A 4311-nucleotide genomic window follows, 5' to 3' on the forward strand; every position below is an offset into this window, starting at 1 on the left:
GCATGCGTGCGCGCATAGTACGGACGCAACTCGTCGAGCCCGAAAGGCCAGCCGCTGTCCTTCACCCAGTCGCGCTTTTCAAAGTCCCATGAATCGAGCGGCCGGCACCAGCCACCCCAGCAATTGCTGCTGCCACCCAGGAAGCGGCTGCGGCAGCCGTCTGCGTACGTATACGGAATCCCGACGTTCTCGCCTCGATATAGATCGCGGGTCGCATCGTCCGGCTTGTAGCCCCCGCTCTCCAGCAGAACCGCATCGATACCGTGCTTGTCCATTTCGAGCGCCAGCGTGATCCCCGCGACCCCCGCCCCGATGATACAAACCGTCGTTTCAATTACCGCACGCTGCTCAACATTCCGGCTGTCAATGAACATTTCCCCGTGCTCCCTCTCGTGTGCAGCGCTTCGCCCACTTGTTGTGTTCGGCTCTCCGCTGTCCTCAACCGTTCTCGAAACGCCCGACGCGCCTGGGACACCATTCCAACCCTGGTTTTTCAGGGGCGCCCTATCCTCGTGCTTAAGCGGTGAACCGCTTTCTCACCAGTCGCATCGGGTTGTCACCCTCAACGCCTTTTGCACCCAGTGACCGATGCACCACCGACAGCGGCATCACCCCTGTCGAGCGGACGATGGTCACGCCCATTTACGCCACGCATTTCGATGTAGTCCAGGCACCGTGCTCAATCACTGCCTGTGCTCGCGCCATTGAAACGCGCTGCCCCCTCGGCAGTGCCCGGGGCACTGTGATGGTGGCGCTGACTGGGGATGGTCTTTTCTGTAGCCACCTAGTCCTCAACGCAAGGTTCGTCGATTGTTCTGAGCATGATTGCCGGTCCCCGAGCCCGTACGGCGTATTGCGTAACCCGTTGCATAACAGCGCCGCGTGAACCAATTATCTGCGATAGGTCTTCACGTTCTCGTGCGCCAGCCCACTAATGGCCGCAAGGGAAAGACTTTTGGCGGTATCTGCATGAGCGCGCACACGAGGATTTGCTACCTTGAAACAAGGGGTGGCAACCGCTCGACACCACGCCGGCTTTGGGATAACAATCAATCTTCATACTCGCCGTACCTGCGGAGCGCATCATGAAATCAATCAATCGCCACCCCTCGCTTCATCGCGTATTCGCCTTGCTGATCGCAAGCACCGCGTCCCTGGCATGGCCCTCTGCCCATGCAGCCGGAGCCAACCCAGGCGCGCGCGACGCCACGGCCGAAGAGAAGCTGATGGGCGCACCTGACACCTATGGAGCCGGTTATGCAGACCCCTATGGCCAGGCCCCCGGCGGCAACCGCGCGAAGGGCGCCGGTGCCAGCACGTCCGCTGAAAAGATGATGACCAACAACGCGGACCCGGCCCAAACCAACGCGTCATTCGTTGCACCCGGTTCGGTGGCAATGAAGCCCGGCGCACGCAAGCAAGCGAGGGGCGCAGGCGGCACGCTCACGGCCACCCCTGACGACGCTGCACGGTCCGTGTACACCACAACCGGCGGCAAGCCGGCGGCCAAAAAAACAACGGAGATCTATCGATCTCCGTATTAAGGATTGTTACGTCGAGGGTGTGTTGAGCCCTGCTTCCAACAAGCCTGTGGAACGGGCAGTGAAGCAAGCTGATTGCGCTGGACCGCAAGCCGCATCCGGCCACTGCAGCGCAACGATCAATCGATCAATCGATCAATCGATCTTCTCGATCTCCACCAGTTTCACGGCGGGACTCGCCTTGGACGACGAGCTAGCCGCGCTTGCGGCCTTCGCTTCCTTGCGTTCGCTCATCTGCCCTGCCGCGCGTTCACCCATTAAGACACGCAGCTTTTCATCGAGTCGCCCGAGCACCCACCCCGGCGATAAATTCAGCTCCGCGAATGCACGGCCTTCCGCGCCGAGGATGGCGCGCTGCTCCGGATCGGCCACGAGCATCTCGATAGCATCGGACAAGGCCTGCACATTCTCTGGCGGCACGACCACGCCGCGCGGCGTCACGATGTTGAAAAGCTCAGTGCCCGGACGCGCCATGGCGATCACCACGCGTCCGCTCGCGAACATCCCCGTGAGTTTTGACGGCATGACGAGATCAGACGCATCACCGCGTTGCGGGAGCACGTGGATATCGGCGAGATTGAGCAGTTCGTTCAGGCGCGTCATGGGTTGCAGCGGAATAAACCGGCAGTTGGACAAATGCGCGCAGCACTTCTCCAGCTCCGCCTTGGTGGCGCCATTCCCGCAAAACACGAACACGATGTCCTGGCGTGCAGCCAGCGTAACCGCTGCGCCCGCCAGCACTTCAATGCCCTGCTTCGCACCCATGTTGCCGGAGTAAAGCACGACCTTCGCGCTCTCGGGTATGTTCAATTCATCGCGATACTTGTTCGCGCGATCAAGCGGATAGATCGCGCTGATATCCACCCAGTTCGGCAGGTGGAACACATTGGAATGGGCAACGCCCTTTGCAATCGCGCGCTCGGCCATCTTGGCCGAGATCGTGGAAACTACGTTAAACCGACGCAAAATAGCGCTTTCAACCAGGCGCGCAAAGCGTCCCGCACGCTGGCCCTTGAGCAAGCCGAGATCGAACGCGGCATCTACTTCGAAATCCTGAATATGCAGCCATGAATGCGCGCCCGTCAAACCCGCGAGCGCCAGTGCCGCCGGCGCATTGAGCATGGTCGGCGCAATCGACATCACCACGTCGGGACGCCACCACGCCTGCATGACCAGCGCCGGTAGCGAGGCCGCGGCAAATGACGCGAGATGGATCATGCGCTTGAGACCGCTCGGACGGGCCGGCACCCACAACGGCGAACGCCAGACGCGCACCTGGTTGCGTGTTTCGCGCGAACCGCGCGATCCCGAATAACCCTTTGCGATCTTCCATTCCGGATAATACGGAGGCGCGCACACGACGCGAACGTCGTGCCCCTGCTGCTGCAAAGCCTCCGCCATCTCGGCGGTGTATTTGCCCGTTCCCGTCAACTCGGGCGCGTAGTTGAGCCCGTAGATAAGGATTCTCATCATGCCTCCACTTCCGCCGGACAAGTACGCCCCGTCGGAAAGGACTTTTGCGAAACATCAGCCGCGGGACCACGCCCGCGCAATCGCGCTTCGGCGATCATGCGTGCCCCTCCGGGTTCTGGAAACAATCGGCCGACGCAAAGATCCACGGTCAGTCGCTGAGCATCATCGCGCAGCCCCGCGCAATGTTCGCTGCAGCAGACGGCGGATCGAAACGCTGGATCACGTCCATACATTGCTTCGCCGCGCCTGCCGTGTCGGCGAAAGCCTCGATCGACTTGAGCATCGTGCGTTGCATGGCAGGCACGTCGCCCGCCGGAAACGCATAACCCGACACCCCGTCAATCACCAGTTCCGGTACGCAGCCGCAGCTCTCGCTCACCACCGACGGACAGCCGTGGCTAAGCGCCTCGTTGACCACCAGGCCCCAGGGCTCGCTCATGCTCGGCAACACCATGCAGGTCGCGCTGAAGTATTCGATCGACAACGGTTCGTCCTGCAAGCTGCCCAGGAACGTAACGGAATCGGACAGCCCCATTGACGCCACCTTCGCCTTGAGTTCGTCACCCATGGGACCGGTGCCGACAATGCGCAGTGCTGCGTTGGGAATCCGTTCCTTCAAACCGCGGAACGCGTCGATCAGCGTGCCAATGCCCTTCTCCGGCGACAGACGTCCGACATACAGGAAAATGGGCTTGTTGCCGGCGCGATAGTGCAAGCGGTCCGGCAGCGCGCGCTCCGGCGAAAACGATCGCGGCAGTGCGGCGGCCTGGCACGGGATGAAGATCTTTTCGTGCTTCGCGCCAAGCGACATCAAGTACTCGCGGCTGCGTTCGCCGAACCCGAAATACCCGTCGCATAGCGAGAAAAACACGCGTTTCGGAATGGACGTCAACATCCTGCGCGGCCGGTCGCGTGCCGTCGAATCGCAGAACACGGCGCGACGTTTGCCCGTCAAAATGCACGCGGCCATCATGGCCCAGTACTCGGGACGGTGATAACCCGGCAGCACCACGAGGTCCGTCTTCGCCTTCAGCACTTCCCACGTGAGGCGAGCCGTCATGCGCCAGGTCGACACGTCTTCATAGCAGCCATTAAAAAGCTTGCGCATCGGATAGCTGTGGAACGAATAGTCCACATCAGAGAAGCCAATGCGGTCATGCTCCGTGTCGGCAATCTGAACCATTGAATACTTGATCGTTCCGGACCCGGATATATTGTGCAGCGCGGACAACACCGCGCCCTTGTGCCGTGACCATACGACGTTATGAAAAATGGTGACCGAAGCGTTCATTTTGTA

The 4311-nt window shown here is 60.9% G+C and carries 4 protein-coding genes and 1 pseudogene; 1 reads left to right on the forward strand and 4 read right to left on the reverse strand.

Features of this window, described 5'->3' with window-relative positions:
- Both JWR14_RS00460 and JWR14_RS00465 read right to left on the reverse strand, forming a co-directional pair.
- Positions 1 to 374, reverse strand: a 374-nt coding sequence (locus JWR14_RS00460) for an FAD-dependent monooxygenase (protein WP_299699450.1), incomplete at its 3' end; no start/stop codon positions are given.
- A 142-nt stretch (positions 375 to 516) separates the two neighbouring features.
- Positions 517 to 687 (reverse strand): annotated as a pseudogene (locus tag JWR14_RS00465) (putative colanic acid biosynthesis acetyltransferase); the annotation flags it as partial.
- 398 nt (positions 688 to 1085) lie between these two features.
- Between JWR14_RS00465 and JWR14_RS00470 the strand changes: the two are divergent.
- Positions 1086 to 1544 carry a hypothetical protein gene (locus tag JWR14_RS00470; protein ID WP_299699453.1) on the forward strand — a complete coding sequence of 153 codons (459 nt, stop codon included), beginning with the start codon at positions 1086 to 1088 and terminating at the stop codon, positions 1542 to 1544.
- A 132-nt stretch (positions 1545 to 1676) separates the two neighbouring features.
- Here the strand turns inward: JWR14_RS00470 and JWR14_RS00475 are convergent, their stop codons facing one another.
- On the reverse strand, positions 1677 to 3011 hold the full coding sequence (locus JWR14_RS00475) for a glycosyltransferase WbuB (protein ID WP_299699456.1): 1335 nt from the start codon (positions 3009 to 3011) through the stop codon (positions 1677 to 1679).
- Positions 3012 to 3162: 151 nt separating this feature from the next.
- Complete coding sequence (locus tag JWR14_RS00480) at positions 3163 to 4305, reverse strand: glycosyltransferase family 4 protein (RefSeq protein WP_299699459.1); 1143 nt, start codon at positions 4303 to 4305, stop codon at positions 3163 to 3165.
- Positions 4306 to 4311 lie beyond the last annotated feature (6 nt).

The organism is Caballeronia sp. (genome assembly GCF_028292365.1).
Classification (GTDB): domain Bacteria; phylum Pseudomonadota; class Gammaproteobacteria; order Burkholderiales; family Burkholderiaceae; genus Caballeronia.